The following is a 16,641-nucleotide window of genomic DNA, read 5'->3' on the forward strand; positions in this document are numbered from 1 at the left end:
ATCCGACATTGCCGGATGCCGCCTGAACCCGATCATTCCAGATCAATCGGTTGATAGACTCCGGATTTGTCGAGCTGGGTGCCCCAGACCTTGTGCAGCGCCTGATGATCGCCGCGGCTCAGATTGAGCGCGGCGCCAAGGCCCATGTCGAGATTGCGCGTGCTCTCCAGCGCTTCCACCAGGCGTTCGGTATCGAGCTGCGGCCCGCAGCGCTTCAGCGCGTCGATCAGAAGGTTGGCCGCGATATAGCCTTCGAGCGAGATATAGTCCGGCACCTCGCCGGGCGCGACTTGTGAAAGCGCCGTCTTGAAATCGAGCACGGTGCTCGAATAGCCCGAGACGGCCGGCACCGCCTGCGTCACGATGACGTTCTCGGTGAAGCGCGGGCCGAGCAGCATCAACTCCTGCGCCAGCGCGGTGGCGCCGACGATCGACATGTTGGTGTAGATCATGCCGGGATACAGGTCGCGCGTCTTCTCGATGAACTTCGCCGCCGGCCGCGTGGTGCCGACCATCACGATGGCCTTGATCGGCACCTTCTGCGCCTTGAGCTGGGCGACCGCCTCGTCCATGTCGATCGAGTTGCGGGCATAGAGCAGCCGCACGATCGCCTTGTCGTTGAGGCCTGCTGCGCGATAGGCCCTCGCGACACCGGCGAAGCCTTGCTCGCCGAGATCGTCGTTCTGTCCGAACACCGCGATCTGGTTCGGCCTGATCTTGCGCATCTTCAAGAGATAACGCACCGCGGCGTCGGCCTCCTCGACGAAGCTCGGACGGTAGTTGAAGACATAACGATCCGGCGGATCGCGCCGCACCACGCTGCCGCCGGTGAAGGGCGCGAAGAACAGCACCCTGCGCTCGAGCGCGAACGGCACGGCCACGGCCGCAGTCGGCGTGCCCAGATTGCCGACGAAGCCGAACACCTGCTCCCTCTCCCACAGCTGCTTCATCGCCTCCGGCGTCCGGGCCGGCTCGAAGCCGTCATCCGCGGCAATCAGCTTGAGGGCTCGTCCGTGAACGCCGCCGGCGGCGTTGACACGCGCGAACGCCACCTCGATGCCGCGCTTGTAGCTCTGCCCATTCTCCTTGGCGCTGCCCGTATAGGGGATCACCATGCCGAAGCGGATCTCCTGATCGGTGACCCCGCGCACATTGCCCGATGCGACCGGTCTCACCGTGCCGGGGGCGGCATTGGCGGCGGCCGGCGCAACCGTGGCCGATTGGGTCGGCGGCGCGCTGACGCTCCGCTCGAGATCGGCGAGCTGGCGCTCGACCAGCCGGCAGTCGGCGCGTCCGGCATTGACCGCAGCACGGCCCTCCGCGATGTTGCGCTCGAACTCGCGGGCCAGCTCGTTGCGATCGTTCGGATTGGTCGACGCCTCGCGGATCGCTTCCTGAAACTTCGTCAGGATCGCCTGCACGCGACGCGCCGCGATGCTGGTGCATGCCTGAGACGAGCCGACGATCGGGCCGACACGGCCAGCCAGTTCGCGGACCAGATTCACAGTGTCAGCCGAGAAGGCGCCGCTTGCACTCCCCGTCAGGACGACGGCAGCAAGAACCGCGGGGCAACGCGAGCGCCGCGCGATGCACGAGGCGAGAGACAAAAATCGCATCTTGTAGACTGAGGCCTCCGTTCCTGTCCGCCGGGCGACGCGCACAGACCGAACGCAAGGATGAGGCCACCGCGACAATCGCGGTTGCGGTAATTCGGATATCGTCATGACGATATGGAATGCCGGAAACGTCAGGAAAGAATCGGCGTGGTCCCGAAGATCGGAACGAGCCGGTCATTTTTTCCTACGGCCGCTTGATCGCGAAAGCTCTTTTTCCCGTATCCTGCAGCCGTAACGTCCGAATGCCGCTTGCTACTTGCGTCCGCGTCCGGGTGAAGACACGGCATTGCCGGCATCTACGACGGCTTTAAGTTCGGATCAGGGCAGACGTGACGCAATCAGGCCGCACCTGCGTTGACCCGGCAGATCGTGCCGGAGCGGAATCTGTAACTCCTGATATCAACGGATTCCGCGGCCCGATCTCAAGTTGTTAGGACGATCATCGTGACGCGGGCGGATGCCTGGCACTCGGTCATCCGCCCACGATCGATCAGCCTGACGGGCTCATCACCACCGTCTTGTCCTTCGGCCAGCGAACGCGCCACGCGAACGAGATCTCCTTCGTCTCACCGGGCCTGGCATCGAGCATCCATTCGGTGACGCCGCGACGATCGCGAACATTGGTCGAGGTCGGCGGCGTGGTCGCCGGCAGCATCTCGACCGTGATCTCCTCGTTCTCGCTGACCGGGAGCTGATCCTGGATCGCGACCTTCACCGCGAAATCATGCGCGTTGCGAACCGTCGTCTTGAAAGCGCGCTCGTCGATCTTCGCCGTCGTCACGATCAGACCGGCAGATCCCTCGTTGCGCTTCACCACGCTGCGCTCGACCTTGACCTTGTCGTCGGCGCCGAAGCCGAGACGTACGGTCTCGTCCTTGCCGGACGACGCAAGCTTCGAGGTGCCGACGAACATGCCGTCGCGATAGATCGAGACCTTGCCCGGTAACAGCGGCGCATCCTCTGGCTGCGTGAAGCTGGCTTCGAGATAGGCGGTGGGATCGGCGACGGGCGCAGACCTAATGATCAGCTCCGGCGTGATCGTCGCGGTCGAGATGCGCAGGCTCTTGGCGCCATCATTGGTGCCGACGGTCACGCGACCGGGAAGCCGGAAGGCGGTCTGGTAGGCACCGATCTCGACCGCCGTCTCGCGCTCTTCAGCTCTTTTCGGCTCCTGAGCTGCCGGCGTGGGGACGAACGCCTCGACGCTACGACGTCTGGCGAAATTGTCCGACATCGTACCGAGTTGCGGCATCGGCGGAGGCGGTGGCGGCGGATATTGGGCGATCACGGTCCGGAGCTCAGGCGCGCTGCCGCCGCGTCCCGTCCGCACCGTCGACACCGAGAGCGCGACGTCAGACCAGTCCTCGCCCGTAGCCTGCTGGATCTCGGCGCGGCGTACCAGCTCGAGCGCGGGTTTGCGGTCCTTCGCCGACGTGTCGAGGCGGGCGTCGTAGAGCGGCACCCAGCGGGCGTTGCGCACGGCGTAGGTGACGCGCAACTTCGCCTTCGTCGCCGCAGCGGCAGACAGCTCGATCTGAACTTCCAGCTTGCTCGGCGGCTTCTCCGCGCGATCGGCCTCCAGCCGCGCGATCTCACGATCGATCTCGCGCTGTTTGCGCTCGGTCTCACGGATCGCCGCGTCCGCCTGCCCGACTTCTTCCGCAACAGCGGCGAACGCCGTGCGCCATTCGGCGATCGGACGCGCCTCGCCCTTTTCCCCGAGGCCCGCGGGCGACGCCTCGGCGAATCGCTCGGCGAACTTCTTGCGCGCAAGCGCGGCGGCAATGGTGCCGTCGAGATTTGCGCGCTCGTCCTTCAGTGCCTCGATACGCTTGTCGATCTCGGGCAGATTGACCGGAGGGGCCGGGCGCGGCGGCTTCGCATCGACGGTGCCGATCACGAGCTTCGCGCCAGCCTCGCCTTCGACACGCAGCGACGAGACATCGAGCCCGAGCGGAAAGTCCCTGGCGATGGCCGTCGTTTCGCCGGCCGGAAGATCGAGCGAGACCAGCCGCGTGACGCTTGCGCCATCCGGATAAACCGTCACGGCATCGACGATGGAAGTCGCATCGAGATCGCCCGCGCAAGCGGGGCCCGCGGCGAAGGCCGCGCCCAGAACGAGCCCCGTGGCCATCAGGCCCTTGTGTCGCATGGTCATCACTCTCTCCACAGCCCAGCGCCCTCGGGACCGGAACAGCCGGTCCTTCGTCGAGCGTTAGACGCGAGCAGAGCGGGACCGGTTCAAGCTGCCGGAAGCGCGTCCCGAAAAGACAAGGGCAACATGGCGAAAGCCATGCTGCCCTTGTCGGATGACCGATCCGAACGTGGGATCAGAACGTCAGCGCCTTGGCCTGCTTGACCTGCGGCAGCGCCTGGATCTTGGCGAGCAGATCGGCCGGCACGGCGCCGTCGACCTCGACCAGCGCGATGGCGTCGCTGCCCGGCGCGACACGGCCGAGATGGAAGGTCGCGATGTTGATCTTGGCATCGCCCAGGAGGCTCGCGAACTTGCCGATGAAGCCCGGCTTGTCCTCGTTGGTGACGTAGATCATCGACCTGCCGAACTCGGCGTCGACGCGGATGCCCTTGATGTCGACCAGGCGCGGCTTGCCGTCGGCGTAGACGGTGCCGGACACCGCGCGCTCCTGCTGGTCGGTGGTGACCGCGACGGTGATCAGGCTCTCATAGTCGCTCTCGCCGGCGCGCAGCACCTCGTCGACGACCATGCCGCGCTCCTTGGCAATCACCGGCGCCGACACCACGTTGACCTCACCCAGCATCGGCCGCAGCAAGCCGGCCAGCACCGCCGAGGTCAGCGCCTTGGTCTTCATCTCCGCGACCTGGCCTTCATAGGTGATCTGGATCTTGGTGATGCTGCTCTCGGTGAGCTGGCCCGCGAACGAGCCGAGCTTCTCGGCCAGCGCAATGAACGGCTTCAGCTTCGGCGCTTCCTCGGCCGTGATCGAGGGGAAGTTGATCGCGTTCGAGATCGCGCCCGTCAGCAGATAGTCCGACATCTGCTCGGCGATCTGCAGCGCGACGTTCTCCTGCGCTTCGGTGGTGGACGCGCCGAGATGCGGCGTGCAGATCACGGAGGGATGGCCGAACAGCGGATTGCTGGTGGCCGGCTCCTCGGCGAACACGTCGAGCGCCGCGCCCGCGACATGCTTGCTGTTGAGCGCCGCGAGCAGCGCCGCCTCGTCGATCAGACCGCCGCGGGCGCAATTGATGATGCGCACGCCCGGCTTCGTCTTGGCGATCGCCTGGGCATCGATGATGTTGCGGGTCTTGTCGGTCAGCGGCGTGTGCAGGGTGATGAAGTCGGCACGCTTGAGCAACTCGTCGAGCTCGACTTTCTCCACGCCAAGATCGCGCGCGCGCTCCTCGGTGAGGAACGGATCGAAGCCGATCACCTTCATGCGCAGGCCCTGCGCGCGGTCGCACACGATCGAGCCGATGTTGCCGCAGCCGACCACGCCGAGCGTCTTGCCGGTGATCTCGACGCCCATGAAGCGGTTCTTCTCCCACTTGCCGGCCTGCGTCGAGGCGTCGGCCTGCGGGATCTCGCGCGCCAGCGACAGCATCATGGTGATCGCGTGCTCGGCGGTCGTGATCGAATTGCCGAACGGCGTGTTCATCACGATGATGCCCTTGGCGGTCGCCGCGGGAATCTCGACATTGTCGACGCCGATGCCGGCGCGGCCGATCACCTTGAGCCGCTTGGCGCGCTCGATGATCTTCGCCGTCGCCTTGGTTGCGGAGCGGATCGCAAGGCCGTCATAGTCGCCGATGATGTCGGCGAGCTTGTCCTTGTCCTTGCCGAGGTTCGGCTGGAAGTCGACCTCGACGCCGCGGTCTTTGAAGATCTGAACGGCCGCGAGCGACAGTGCATCGGAGATGAGAACTTTGGGCTTGGTCATGACGATGATCCTTCACGCCCTCTTCGAGGGACAGCGCAGCGCGCCGGGATAGGGGAAGCTGTAGGGTGGGCAAAGCGAAGCGTGCCCACCGCCCTCTCGCGTCAGGTGACATAGTCGGTGGGCACGGCGCTCACGCGCCTTTGCCCACCCTACGAAGCTTCGATGAGGCTCAGGCCGCCTTCGGCAGCGCCGCCTTGGCTTCCGCAAACGCCCAGTCGATCCACTGCGTCAGCAGCGCGACGTCGCTCGCTTCCACCGTGGCGCCGCACCAGATGCGCAGGCCGGCTGGCGCGTCGCGATAATGCGCGAAGTCGAAGCCGGCGTTCTCCTTCTCGACCAGCGACACCAGCTTCTTGGCGAACTCGGCCTGAGCATCGGCCGAGAGCGCCGTGATCGCGGGATCGACGACCTTGAGACAGACGGAGGTGTTGGAGCGGATCGCCGGATCCTTGGCGAGGAAGTCGATCCACGGCGTGCGCGCCTTCCAATCGGCCAGCACCTTGGTGTTGGCGTCGGCACGTGCGATCAGCGCCTTGAGGCCGCCGATCGACTTACCCCAGTTCAGCGCGTCGAGATAGTCCTCGACGCACAGCATCGACGGCGTGTTGATGGTCTCGCCCTCGAAGATGCCGGCATTGAGCTTGCCGCCCTTGGTGAGGCGGAAGATCTTCGGCAGCGGCCAAGCCGGCTTGTAGGTCTCGAGACGCTCGACCGCACGCGGTGACAGGATGAGCATGCCATGCGCAGCTTCGCCGCCGAGCGCCTTTTGCCAGGAGAAGGTGACGACGTCGAGCTTCGGCCAATCCAGCGGCTGCGCAAACGCGGCTGACGTCGCGTCGCAGATCGTCAGGCCTTCGCGGCTCGCGCTGATCCAGTCGGCATTCGGCACGCGCACGCCGGACGTGGTGCCGTTCCAGGTGAAGACGACGTCGCTCGCCTGATCGACCTTCGACAGATCAGGAATCTCGCCGTAGCCGGCGTGCAGCTTGGTAACGTCCTTGAGCTTGAGCTCCTTGACGATGTCGCTGACCCAGCCCTCGCCGAAGGATTCCCAGGCGATGGTGGTGACGGGCCGCGCGCCGAGCAACGACCACAGCGCCATCTCGACCGCGCCGGTGTCGGACGCCGGGACGATGCCGATCTTGTAGTCGGCGGGCACTTCGAGCACGTCGCGCGTCAGCTCGATGGCCTGCTTGAGCCGCGCTTTACCGATCTTCGCGCGATGCGAGCGGCCGAGAGGAGCGTCCTTGAGATTTTCGGCGGTCCATCCGGGGCGCTTGGCGCAGGGGCCGGAGGAGAAATGCGGCACGGAAGGCCGCTGCGAGGGCTTCGCTGCAGTCATCGTCTATCCTTCCAGATAGTAAGCCTCCCGTTGGGGGGAGGTGTCCCGCCGGGGTGATTAAGCGAAGGGCCGTTCCGCGTCAAGGAACTTCGCGCCCTCTGATTTGCGGTTCACGCAGACGTGGTTGGCATGCAAGTCGAACTCATTCAGGCGCGGCGCCGATCGGCGCCTGTCCGCCGGGCGGACGATGCAGGAACGTCATCGACGCGTAGGCGCCGATCCAGGAGCCGACGGCCGCAAAGCCGACATAGATCCAATTTTCCGTGTAGCTGATCACCGCGAAGGATGACAGCGTGTACCAGATCGCGCTCCAGTTCGCGGCCGACAGGCGCCGTCGGGCGACGACCGCCGACGTGAACATGACATACACCGCGTCCGTCGCAGCCGTTGCCAGCACGACGCCGAGCGCCGTCAAGGGATTGATCTCGGTCATCGGTCCTCCACACTCCTGGTTGCCGTGCCGCACAAATTCGCAGCGTTGTGTCGCCGGACATGCTCATGCACAATGAAGCGATCTGCACGCGCCGAACAACAAGGATAGAAGAATGGAACGCGTCCGTCTCGGGAGGAGCTCACTCGATGTTACCCGGCTGGGTCTCGGCACGGCGCCGCTCGGCGGCCTGTTCGAGCCGGTCAGCGAGGCCGATGCGGAGGCGACGATCACGGCCGCCTGGGCGCGCGGCGTGCGCTTCTACGACACCGCCCCGCTCTACGGCTTCGGCCTCGCCGAGCAGCGGCTCGGTGCCTTCCTGCGCACACAGCCGCGCGACAGCTATGTGATCTCCACCAAGGTCGGGCGACTGCTGCGCCCCGACGCTGATGCAACGGAGGAAGACCCGCACTACAAGGGCGTGCCGCCGCTGCGGCCGCGCTTCGACTATTCCTATGATGGCGTGATGCGGTCGGTCGAGGAGAGCCTCATCCGGCTCGGCCTCGACCGCGTCGACATCCTGCTGGTGCACGATCCTGACGATCACTACGAAGAGGCCGTCTCGGACGCCTTCCGCGCATTGCAGCGGCTGCGCGACGACGGCAGCATCAAGGCAATCGGCGCCGGCATGAACCAGTCGGAGATGCTGGCGCGCTTCGCCGAGGCCGTGCCGGTCGACTGCTTCCTGCTGGCAGGCCGTTACACGCTGCTCGATCAGGGTGCGCTGACCGCCCTGTTCCCGATCTGCCAGAAGCAGAACATCGCGATCCTGCTTGGCGGCATCTACAATAGCGGCATTCTCGCCAATCCGCATGGCCAGGCGAAGTTCAACTACGAGGATGCGGATGCGGCCCTGGTGGCGCGAGCGCGCCAGCTCGACGCGCTGTGTAAGCAGCACGGCATCGAGCTCAAGGCCGCCGCCATCCAGTTCTGCCTCGCCCATCCGGCCGTGACGGTCGGCCTGCAAGGCGCGCGCAACGCGCAGGAGGCTGCCGACAACATCGCGCTGGCGCAGGCGCCGATTCCGCCCGCGTTCTGGCGCACGCTGCGCGACAGCCATCTCGTCGATGCCAGCGCGCCGCTGCCGGGAGACGCGGCATGAGCCGGAGGATCGATGCGCACCAGCATTTCTGGGATCCCGGCCGCGCCGACTATCCGTGGATGGAAGGCGACGCGCTGGCGCCGATCCGCCGCCCGTTCGGCCCCGCAGACCTCGCGCCGCTGCTCGCCAGGAACGGCCTCGATGCCAGCATCCTGGTGCAGACGCGATCCTCCCTGGACGAGACGGAGGAGTTCCTGCGCATCGCGCATGAGTGGCCATTCGTGGCCGACGTCGTCGGCTGGGTCGACCTGACCGATGCAGCAGTAGGCACGACGATCGACCGGCTGCGCAATCTGCCGGGCGGCGACAGGCTGGTCGGCATCCGCCATCAGGTTCACGACGAGGCCGACCCCGCTTGGATTTTTCGCGGCGATGTCCGGCGTGGGCTGGAGGCCGTGTTCGCACACGACCTGACCTACGATCTATTGGTGCGCACGCGCGAGCTGCCGGCGGCGATCGCGACGGTGCGCGCCTTTCCAAAAGCACGCTTCGTGCTGGATCACGCCGCCAAGCCGCCGATCGCCACCGGCTTCGACCAGGACTGGGCCGATCGGATCGCCGAGCTCGCGGCGTGCGGCAATGTCTGGTGCAAGGTGTCGGGGCTGGCGACAGAGGCGGTCTGGACCGACTGGGACGCCGAGCGGCTACAGCCCTATGTGACGCATGTCGCGCGCTGCTTTGGCCAGGACCGGTTGATCTTCGGCTCGGACTGGCCGGTCTGTCTGCTCGCGGGCGAGTACGACGCGATCAAGCAGGCGCTCGAGCGTTGCCTGGCGCAGCTCGGCCCCGATGTCCGCGACAAGGCCTTCGGGCCGAATGCCGTCGTTGCCTACCGCCTTCAACATACGCCGGGCGATCGCGGGACGAAGACGTAGAACGGAGCAGCGATGCTCTCGTTGGCGCAATCCATCTCGGCACGCGCAGTGCAACCTCTCTCCGCCCTTCGCGGAGAGAGGTCGGATTGCGCAGCAATCCGGGTGAGGGGCATGGCACGCGCGATGCCCAGTTCACAAGTCCATCGGACGGGTACATCGCTGTGCGCCAATGCGGAAGCTCAAGCGCATTCATCGCTGCGGCAATCATCGACAGAGAATGCGCGTGCTGCAAACAAGGTAGCACCACCCATGCAGCTGCCCCTCACCCCAGCCCTCTCCCCGTGAAGAACGGGGAGAGAGAGCGCACTGCCCTCGGCAGCGGCCCCTCGCATCAATCGCCAGAGTGGACAACCCGCACCACGAGCGGATCCGATCAGAACCGCATGACCATGCCGAAATGGCTCTTGGCAAAGCCGAGGCGCTCATAGAAGCGCTGCGCATCGGTGCGGCTCTGGTGCGTCATCAGCTCGATCAGATTGCAGTGACGGCTGCGCGCCTCGGCAATCGCCCATTGCAGCAACTGCTCGCCGATCCCCAGGCTGCGGCGGTCGGTGGCGACGCGGACATCCTCGACCAGCGCCCGCGACGCGCCTTGTGAGCTCAGGCCCGGCAGGATGCACAATTGCAGGCAGCCGACCACCCGGCCCGCCTCCTCCGCCACGACCAGCGTGATGTTGGAATCGCGCGCGATGGCGTCGAACGCGTCGAAATAGGATTGCGGCAGCGGCTCCTGGATCCGCTCCCGCGCACGGCCGAGATGATCGTCGGCGAGCATCGCGATGATGGCGCCGACATCGTCGCGGCGCGCGGAGCGGATGATGATAGACATCGAGCTCACTCGGTGCAACGACAGGCTCAGAACTTGTAGCCGAGACCCGCGCGCACGGTGTTGACGCTGGTGTCGACCGTCGACGTGAACCGCACATATTCGTATTCGGCGCGCGCGAACAGTCCGCCGACCAGATTGACGTCGACGCCGAGACCGGCGCTGTAGCCATAGATCAGGTGGTTGTGCTGCAGGTTGTTCGCGCTCAGCGGCGCCAGCGCCGTGTAGCCGCCGAGCTGGGTGGTGCTCACGCGATCCTGCACCGTGACGGTCTGGCCGATATCGGCATTGCCGAGCGAGAGGCCGAAGAACGCATAGGGCAGGAAGCAGCCGAGCGCATAGCCGGCGCGACCGCGAATGGTCGCCATGTCCTTGATCGAGATCTGCGAGGTCTGCGTCGAGGTCACGCTGTGGTAGTTGCCGTCGGACAGCGCGGCGGCGCTGACGAGCGAGCGGGTCGACGAGGCCATGCCGCCGTATTTGCCGTGCATGTAGCTCGCCTCGACGCCGAGCACGACGTCATCCCATTGGCTGTTGTAGCCGACGAAGCCGCCAAAGCCCGAGGATCGCGAGGACTGCTTGCCCAGATTCATGTTCCAGGACGACACCTGCATCTGGCTTTCGATCAGCGTATTGGCGAGCACCGCGGCCGTCATGTTCTGGGTCGAGCCGTTGAAGTTCTCGTCAGACGAGCCGTAGCCGCCCTGGACGCCGACATAGTAGCCGTCCCAGTTGACCCGCGAGTTGCTCAGGCCCTCGGTCAGGCCGCCTCTCAGGATCGGAAGGTCGGGCAAATCGGCGGCCTGAGCCGCCGAGACCATGCCGCACACCGAAACCGCCACCACCAGGCTACGCATCGCAACGCTCCAATCAGCACTTGAACTCTCTGCAAGCGATCATCGCGCGTTAACCTTAATCATCCGTTTCCGGAACACGACGCGCGCTAATTCTTTCGCCGAAAACGCAACCGCCGGACTGATGAGACAGCAACTCCGAAACGCGAAACGGCGCGGGAGGCCCGCGCCGTTTGCGTACTCACAACCAGGATTGTCCGGATCAGCCCTTGCGGATCAGCGGCATCATCGGAGGCGGCGGAGGATTGTCGAAGTTCCAGCGCACGCCGAGCTTCAGGTCATGCGAGGTGATGTCCTTGAACTTGAAGATGTTGCCGGTGGTGGTGCCGGTGTAGGTCGACAGCACGCCGGTCTGCCCCTGCCCGAGGTCGACATAGCTGTAGGCCAGCTCGAGCACCAGGTTCGGATTGACGTTGTAGGCGAGACCCGCATGCGCCGCCCAGGCGAAATTCCACTTCGAGGAGCTCGGCGCCGTGGCGAAGCTCGTGGTCGTGAACGGCAGGTTGTTGATGCCGGTGTCGGTGAAGTTCGAGATCGTCACCCGCGAGCCGCCGACGCCAGCGCCGATGAACGGCGTCACGCACCACCAGGTGCCGAGATCGACATAGGCGTTGGCCATGACCAGCCATTCGGACTTGCTGGCCGTGTAGTTGTCGATGCCGCTATAGGGCACACCGCCCGCGGTCGCATTGAAGCGATCGGTGCCCTTGAAGTTGGAACTGCCGCGATACTGGCCGGTGACGTCGGCGCGGAACCAGCTATTGAAGCGATAGCCGACGCCGACGCCGTAGATGCCGGCGGCATCGAAGCCCGAGGTCTGCTCGAACGAGGTCATCGGCGTATAGGCCGACTCGCGGCTGTAATGAACGTCCTTGACCTTCTGGTTGCTGAAGCCGATGTCGCCGCGCAGATACCAGCCGCCGAAATCAGCCGCCGGCGGCGGCGCGTAGACGGGCGGGGGTGCGATCGGCATGTCGGCCGCAAAGGCCAAGGTGGAAAACAGAGAGGCCGCTCCGGCGGCGATCAAAGACATAACGCTACGCATTGGCTTCGTCCCTTTGGCCGGTGAGGCGTTCGGAAATGGGCCCCACATCACAACTGACGGCTGTACAATCGCACCAAATGCTTAAGCAGCGCTTAACCCTAATTATTAGGGTTGATATTTCATGAGCGCGCAGGCGCCGTTAACGGGCGTGCAAGGTGTCCTAATGATTGGTTATCGAGCGGACTTCCCGTCGCAGGACTAGAAACTCATTAGTTGACTTCGACTGCCTCACTCATCATCTCGCCCCTCGGACAGAGGCAAGCCGCGACACCATCTATCGCCGCAGCGGCGGTGCGCCCCCTCTCCCCGTTCTTCACGGGGAGAGGGTTGGGGTGAGGGGCAACCGCACGGGCGGTGTAACTCCTGCGCAACGAACTAATCAGATCAGATCTCAATGCAATCCAAGCGGGCGGAGTTAGTGTGCCCGTCCGATGGACCGTGACCTTGGCCTCTTATGTGCCATGCCCCTCACCCGGATTGCTGCGCAATCCGACCTCTCCCCGCAAAGGGCGGGGAGAGGTTGCACCGGCCGCGCCGACGCAGCTTGCCTCAATAGAGCGCGCGACGACCCTCATCTTGGCCGACGCGAAGAGCGATCCCCTGCAAAACAAAAAAGCCTGCCATCGAAGGATGGCAGGCCTTGCTGATGGATTGATCAGTCGACGATCAGGCCGCGGCGGCGGCGTGACCGACGGCGGCGACGATCTCGTCGACGACCTCCTCGACCAGATTGCGGTCGTCGCCTTCGCCCATGACGCGGATGACGGGCTCGGTGCCGGAGGAGCGCACGAGCAGGCGGCCGTGGCCGTTGAGGCGCCTCTGGCCGGTGTCGATCGCCGACTTCACCGCGTCGGCATCGAGCGGCTTGCCGCTGCGATAGCGGACGTTCTTGAGGATCTGCGGCAGCGGATCGAACTTGTGGCAGACCTCGGAGACCGGACGGCGCAGCCGCTGCACGGTCGCCAGCACCTGCAGCGCCGCGACGAAGCCGTCGCCGGTCGTCGCGTAGTCCGACAGGATGATGTGGCCGGACTGCTCGCCGCCGAGATTGTAGCCGTCGGCCAGCATGCGCTCAAGCACGTAGCGGTCGCCGACGGGCGTGCGCACCAGCTCCATGCCCTGCCCCTGCAGGAAGCGCTCGAGGCCGAGATTCGACATCACGGTCGCGACGATGCCGGGCCGCGAAAGACGGCCGTCCTCTTTCCAGCTTTGCGCGATCACCGCCAACAGCTGATCGCCGTCGACGATATGGCCGCGCTCGTCGACCAGGATCACGCGATCGGCGTCGCCGTCGAGCGCGATGCCGATGTCGGCGCGCATCTCACGCACCTTGCGGCACAGCGCCTCGGGCGAGGTCGAGCCGCATTCCTTGTTGATGTTGAAGCCGTCCGGCTCCACGCCGATCGAGATCACGTCGGCGCCGAGCTCCCACAACGCCTCGGGCACGACCTTGTAGGCGGCGCCATTGGCGCAATCGATCACGACGCGCAGGCCGTCCAGCGACAGATCGCGGGGCAGAGTGCGCTTGGCGAATTCGATGTAGCGGTCGTGCACGCCGTCGATGCGGCGGGCGCGGCCGAGGCTCGCGCTCTGCGCAAGCTTCTTGTCGAGCGATTCATCGAGCAACTGCTCGATCTGCTTCTCGACATCGTCGGACAGCTTGAAGCCCTGCGGGCCGAACAGCTTGATGCCGTTGTCCTCGAACAGATTGTGCGAGGCCGAGATCATGACGCCGAGATCGGCGCGCATCGACTTGGTCAGCATCGCCACCGCCGGCGTCGGCATCGGGCCGACCAGCAGCACGTCCATTCCCACCGAGGTGAAGCCCGCGACCATGGCGTATTCGATCATGTAGCCGGAGAGGCGCGTATCCTTGCCGATCACCACGCGGTGGCGATGCTCGCCGCGCTGGAACAGAAGGCCCGCGGCCTGCCCCACCTTGAGCGCGAGTTCCGGCGTGATCAGGCCGTTGGCACGGCCACGAATCCCATCGGTCCCGAAATAGTTACGGCTCATATGACCCCCAGCAACGGCTTTCTGGATTTCGTTACCGGCGGGCGCGAATCACGGCACGGCCCATCCGGTCAGCCCGCGGGTTATAGTCTCCTTAAACCCGCCCTGGCTTCAAAAAATGTGATGAATCATTACCAGGAAACTGCCGCACCCCCGGTAAGCTGCTGTTAACGCTAATTTTTCTAAAGCGAGGGGCCGGGCAGCCCGGGCCCCTTGTGCGCTGCCGCGCTGGCCGCGCGGGACCACATGGCCTGTCGGATTTCGCCTCTCTTGCCGGCTGCGGCGCACCCACGCCCTGCCCTTCCATCCGCCGGGCTGGCTGCCCGTCCAACTTGGATTTGGCTGCCGAAGCAAAGATGCTAGAGGACTGCAAGCTCAAAAACGAGACGTCGGTGGGGAGCCGAACACTGCGATGAAGCACATCACCTGCATTGAAGACCTGCGCCTCTTGCACAAGCGCCGCGTGCCGAAGGCGTTCTTCGACTACGCCGACCGCGGCTCCTATGCCGAGGAGACCTTGCGCGCCAATCGCGACGACCTGCAGAAGATCAAGTTCCGGCAGCGCATCCTGGTCGACGTCTCCAAGCGCGACCTCTCCACCACCATTCTCGGCGAGCCCTCGTCGATGCCGCTGATCCTGGCGCCGGTCGGCCTGCTCGGCATGCAGCATGGCGACGGCGAGATCCACGCCTGCCGCGCCGCGCAGGCTGCCGGCATACCCTTCACCCAGAGCACGATGTCGATCTGCTCGATCGAGGACATCGCCGGCAGCGTCGAGAAGCCGTTCTGGTTCCAGCTCTACGTCATGAAGGACCGCGGCTTCATCAAGGCGCTGGTCGAGCGCGCCATCGCGGCGAAGTGCACCGCGCTGTGCCTGACGGTCGACCTCCAGGTGATCGGCCAGCGTCACCAGGACATCAAGAACGGCATGAGCGTGCCGCCGGAATGGTCGCTGTCGAAACTGTTCGACTTCGCCACCAAGCCGGCCTGGGTGCAGGGCGTGCTGCAGGGCAAGCGCCGCACCTTCGGCAACATCGCCGGCCACGTGAAGAACACCGAGGATCTCACCAAGCTCTCGGCCTGGACCGCCGCGCAATTCGACACCTCGCTGAACTGGAAGGATGTCGACTGGATCCGTTCGATCTGGCCGGGCAAGCTGATCATCAAGGGCATCCATGACATCGAGGATGCCAAGCTCGCGGCCGCGACCGGCGCGCAGGCGATGGTGGTGTCCAACCATGGCGGCCGTCAGCTCGACGGCGCGCCGTCGTCGATCCATGTGCTGCCCGGCATTGCCGAGGCGGTCGGCGACAAGATCGAGATCATGTTCGACGGCGGCATCCGCTCCGGCCAGGACGTGATGCGCGCGCTCGCGCTCGGCGCCAAGTCCTGCATGATCGGCCGCGCCTACGCCTACGGCCTCGGCGCCGGCGGCCAGCTCGGCGTCGCCAAGGCCATCGACATCATCCGCAACGAGCTGCTCACGACCATGGGCCTGTGTGGCGTGAACACAGTGGCCGAGATCGATCGCAAGGTGCTGGCGGATTAGTTGGAGGCCACGCTGCCTCACCGCGAACGGTGCAACCTCTCCCCGCGCTTTGCGGGGAGAGGTCGGATTGCGCAGCAATCCGGGTGAGGGGCATGGCACTGAAGAAGCTCAGATCGCAGTCCATCGGACGGGCACAGCGACTTCGCGTCGATGAAGCATCGAGCGCGCATCGATCATCATTGCCGAGCTGACAGAAGATCAGTTCGCAGCAAGAGAAACTACACCACCGTGCCGCTGCCCCTCACCCTAGCCCTCTCAGCGCGAGCGAAGCTCGTCGCGGCCCCGTGAAGGACGGGGAGAGGGAGCGCACCGTCTGCTACATCGGCGGCGTGATGCCGTCGCGGCCGACGCTGACGCGGCTGGTTTCGAGCGAGCCGTCGGGCAACTGCTTGACAGTAGCCATGACCTTGGCGCCTGCCTTCAGCTCGGCCTTGTCGCCGGGCACGAAGGTGACGATCGGCGTATCCGGCGTGATGTCGACGCGCTTCTCGCCACCCTTGTACTTGACCAGCAGCGTGTGACCGTCGGTCGAGACCGAGCTTTCGGCCACGGTGGCGTTGGTCATGCTCGAATTCGGCTTCAGGTCCCAGGGGCGCGAGCCTTCGCCGGTGCCGCGCATCTCCTCAGGGAAAATGTGGATCTCGACCGCCTTCGGCGCGCCGTCCGGACCAGGCACCGTGGTCGCGCCGATGAATGATCCCGGCTTGATGTCGGAGAGCTCGGCCTTGACCACGCCGGACACCCTGAGATCGCCGGCCATGCGCAGCTTGAAGATCTCGCCGCTGCGGGCTTTGATCGTCATCGTGTCGGCATCGACGCTCTCGATCGCTCCGCGCAAGCGCGTCGGCACCGGAGCCTGCTGACAAATAGCGAAAGACGACGTCATCGCAACCATGGCGAGTGCGATCGCTGGACGTATCAGGGTGAAACGGGAAGACATGCAGAAGGCTCCGACATTTTCTGGCTTGGACTCTCGTCGAGGTCCGCAAGCGGTTTGGCGAGACTACGTGGATTGAGACGCTGGATGGCCACGCTTATTCCATTCTCAAGCCATTGTGAGAACGCGTGT

Annotated in this window: 13 protein-coding genes; 3 read left to right on the top strand and 10 right to left on the bottom strand. The window is 65.2% G+C overall.

The genetic code is table 11. From position 1 onward, the window contains the following. Positions 1-32: 32 nt before the first annotated feature. From ACVILH_RS01550 to ACVILH_RS01570, 5 genes are all read right to left on the bottom strand, one after another. A complete protein-coding gene (locus tag ACVILH_RS01550) occupies positions 33-1,616 on the bottom strand; it encodes an ABC transporter substrate-binding protein (RefSeq protein WP_456711313.1) in 1,584 nt (527 codons plus the stop codon). Between the two features lie 490 nt (positions 1,617-2,106). After that, positions 2,107-3,768 (bottom strand): mucoidy inhibitor MuiA family protein, encoded by a 1,662-nt coding sequence (locus tag ACVILH_RS01555; RefSeq protein WP_456716842.1) that lies wholly within the window; start codon positions 3,766-3,768, stop codon positions 2,107-2,109. Between the two features lie 178 nt (positions 3,769-3,946). Further along, on the bottom strand, positions 3,947-5,536 hold the full coding sequence (serA, locus tag ACVILH_RS01560; RefSeq protein ID WP_456711314.1) for a phosphoglycerate dehydrogenase: 1,590 nt from the start codon (positions 5,534-5,536) through the stop codon (positions 3,947-3,949). 169 nt (positions 5,537-5,705) lie between these two features. After that, on the bottom strand, positions 5,706-6,878 hold the full coding sequence (locus tag ACVILH_RS01565) for a phosphoserine transaminase (protein WP_456711315.1): 1,173 nt from the start codon (positions 6,876-6,878) through the stop codon (positions 5,706-5,708). 142 nt (positions 6,879-7,020) lie between these two features. Further along, entirely contained in the window at positions 7,021-7,311 is a 291-nt protein-coding gene (locus ACVILH_RS01570; RefSeq protein WP_456711316.1) for a hypothetical protein, read from the bottom strand. A gap of 112 nt (positions 7,312-7,423) precedes the next feature. Here ACVILH_RS01570 and ACVILH_RS01575 point away from each other — a divergent pair, with 112 nt between their 5' ends. Then, positions 7,424-8,410 (top strand): aldo/keto reductase, encoded by a 987-nt coding sequence (locus ACVILH_RS01575; protein WP_456711317.1) that lies wholly within the window; start codon positions 7,424-7,426, stop codon positions 8,408-8,410. Beyond that, complete coding sequence (locus ACVILH_RS01580) at positions 8,407-9,285, top strand: amidohydrolase family protein (RefSeq protein WP_456711318.1); 879 nt, start codon at positions 8,407-8,409, stop codon at positions 9,283-9,285. Before ACVILH_RS01575 ends, ACVILH_RS01580 begins: the two co-directional genes overlap by 4 nt. Positions 9,286-9,658: 373 nt before the next feature. On the opposite strand, the gene ACVILH_RS01585 is transcribed toward ACVILH_RS01580, so the two are convergent. The 4 genes from ACVILH_RS01585 to glmM form a co-directional block, all read right to left on the bottom strand. Continuing rightward, the gene (locus ACVILH_RS01585; RefSeq protein ID WP_456711319.1) at positions 9,659-10,114 is read right to left on the bottom strand and encodes a GNAT family N-acetyltransferase; all 456 of its coding nucleotides are present in this window, start codon (positions 10,112-10,114) and stop codon (positions 9,659-9,661) included. A 26-nt stretch (positions 10,115-10,140) separates the two neighbouring features. After that, complete coding sequence (locus ACVILH_RS01590; RefSeq protein WP_456711320.1) at positions 10,141-10,968, bottom strand: outer membrane protein; 828 nt, start codon at positions 10,966-10,968, stop codon at positions 10,141-10,143. A 199-nt stretch (positions 10,969-11,167) separates the two neighbouring features. Beyond that, positions 11,168-12,010: an outer membrane protein gene (locus tag ACVILH_RS01595; RefSeq protein ID WP_456711321.1), complete on the bottom strand. Its 843-nt coding sequence runs from the start codon at positions 12,008-12,010 to the stop codon at positions 11,168-11,170. 666 nt (positions 12,011-12,676) lie between these two features. Then, on the bottom strand, positions 12,677-14,026 hold the full coding sequence (gene glmM, locus ACVILH_RS01600) for a phosphoglucosamine mutase (RefSeq protein ID WP_456711322.1): 1,350 nt from the start codon (positions 14,024-14,026) through the stop codon (positions 12,677-12,679). 409 nt (positions 14,027-14,435) lie between these two features. Here glmM and ACVILH_RS01605 point away from each other — a divergent pair, with 409 nt between their 5' ends. Beyond that, positions 14,436-15,572: an alpha-hydroxy acid oxidase gene (locus ACVILH_RS01605; RefSeq protein WP_456711323.1), complete on the top strand. Its 1,137-nt coding sequence runs from the start codon at positions 14,436-14,438 to the stop codon at positions 15,570-15,572. A 316-nt stretch (positions 15,573-15,888) separates the two neighbouring features. Here the strand turns inward: ACVILH_RS01605 and ACVILH_RS01610 are convergent, their stop codons facing one another. After that, positions 15,889-16,458 carry a hypothetical protein gene (locus ACVILH_RS01610; protein ID WP_456716843.1) on the bottom strand — a complete coding sequence of 190 codons (570 nt, stop codon included), beginning with the start codon at positions 16,456-16,458 and terminating at the stop codon, positions 15,889-15,891. Positions 16,459-16,641 lie beyond the last annotated feature (183 nt).

This window comes from Bradyrhizobium sp. USDA 4353 (assembly GCF_054063215.1).